Below are 1,787 nucleotides of genomic sequence, written 5' to 3'. Positions count from 1 at the left end.
GGCTTGTTCGGGGTGGTGGTTCTGATGTGGCGGGTCTGGGGGAGTGGGTGCGTTTGAAGGTGGAGGAGGCGATGGTGGAGTGTGGTGGGGATAGGGATGAGGTGTTGGGGTGGTTGTTGCGGCATGCGATTCCGGATGCGATGGAGTTGTTGGATGCGTGTCGTGTGGGTGCTCGGTATGACGTGGTGGGGCATCCTCCGTTGCCGAGTGTGTTGCGGAAGAAGTCGGCGCAGGGTTCTGATGAGGTGTGGGAGGCGCGGCCGCGGTGGTCGTGTCGGGAGCTTCCGGCAGGGTCGGAGGTGACGGCATTGGATATCAACGGTGCGTATTTGTCGGCGTTGAAGACGCATCTTCCTTTGGGTGCTCTGGAGTTGTCGTCGGGGAATGTTCACTCCAGCCGGCGGTCGGGTATTCATTTGGTGACGCCGCCGGAGTGGGAGCATGAGTCGTATCTGCCGAATCCGATGGGGAATCGTGAGGAGCCTGGCAGGGTGTGGGTGACGGAGCCGACGTTGCGGTTGATGCAGCGTCTGTCGACGGATAAGTACGGTAAGTTGTGTGATCCTCCGGTTATTCATGAGTCGTGGACGTCGGGTTCGACTGAGCATCTGTTTGAAAAGTTTCGTCAGGTGATGCGGGACGCTCGGGAACGAGCCATTGAGGAATCGGACGAGATCACGCTAGAATACGTGAAGGCCATGTATTCTAAGTTGGTGTCGACGATGGGTGAGTCGAACTTCAATCGGGAGCTTTATCGTCCTGATTGGATGCACATCATCCGTTCGCAGGCGTTTGTGAACCTCTGGTTGAAGGGCTATAAGGCGCATGTGGCTGGTCTGGCGGTGGTTCGGGTGATGGGAACCGATGAGTTGCATGTCGCTGGTGATTGGCGTGCGGTGTTCAGTGAGGGGCGTGCGGTGTCTCAGGTGAAGGTGAAGGACACCTACACTGTGGGCGCTGCTCGATGGTAGGGGTGTGAAGTGCCGGATAGGACACATGAGTTCGGGTTGTTTGGGGCTCAGGGTGAGCGGGGGAGTGAGGCTGCTGCTCGGGTTCTTGATTCGTTGGCGGGTGGGATTTCGTCTCCGGTGTCGTCGGGTCGGGGTTTGTCGGCGCGGTTGCGTTATTTGACGCGTTCGAAGGCCGGCTACGAGGCGATGAAGCAGGCCGGTATCAGCGTCACGTCGCGGACGATGAAGCGTTGGCTGGCAGGTACTCAACGACCGAACAACGCGAATCTGGAGAAGATCGACCGGTCCTATTGGTCGTTTCGCCGTCAGAACGTGGCGAAGTATCTTCTCAAGAGGTTGAATTCTCGTGGTGGTACACGAGTGGAGATTCATCCTCTGGATCAGAGTCGTGTACTGGTTCCACGTCAACGCGTGCTAGAATACAGGAAGTTGAATATCCGTCACTGGGATGCGATCATCAACGCCTGGGCAAAGGGCGACAGTCGAATGCTGGACGATGCCTGGATTGACCAGATGGTGGAACTGGGATCCCAATGGGGAAAGTACGAGTACGTCACATCGGTAGGGTTTTCAGCCTAAACAATCAGTGACGAACAGTCAGTCTTGTTTGACGCTACGTCAAACAAGAAAGGCGAGGCGCCCCCAACCACGCAGCCAGCCATGGGAATTCGCGAAGCGAATTCCCATCGAGGCCGCGAAGCGGACTCGACACCGCGCGGAGCGCGGTAGCCGCGCGGAGCGCGGCAGACTCCCGACGCGAAGCGTCGGGAGTCTGCCGGCCCGTAGGGCCGGCGCGTCGTGCCCGCGGAGCGTGGC

1 protein-coding gene and 1 pseudogene are annotated in these 1,787 nt (G+C 58.8%); both read left to right on the top strand.

Annotated features, from left to right (window positions below; all coding sequences use genetic code 11):
• A pseudogene (locus FNX44_RS26585) lies at window positions 1-971 on the top strand (transcriptional regulator); the annotation flags it as partial.
• A gap of 9 nt (window positions 972-980) precedes the next feature.
• Window positions 981-1,550, top strand: coding sequence for a transcriptional regulator (locus tag FNX44_RS26580; RefSeq protein ID WP_143651522.1), 570 nt, complete (start codon window positions 981-983; stop codon window positions 1,548-1,550).
• Window positions 1,551-1,787: the final 237 nt, after the last annotated feature.

Source organism: Streptomyces alkaliterrae, assembly GCF_007097205.2.
In the GTDB taxonomy this organism is placed as follows: Bacteria; Actinomycetota; Actinomycetes; order Streptomycetales; family Streptomycetaceae; genus Streptomyces; species Streptomyces alkaliterrae.
The sequence above is the reverse complement of the archived record's forward strand: the minus strand, read 5'-3'. Positions and strand labels throughout refer to the sequence as shown.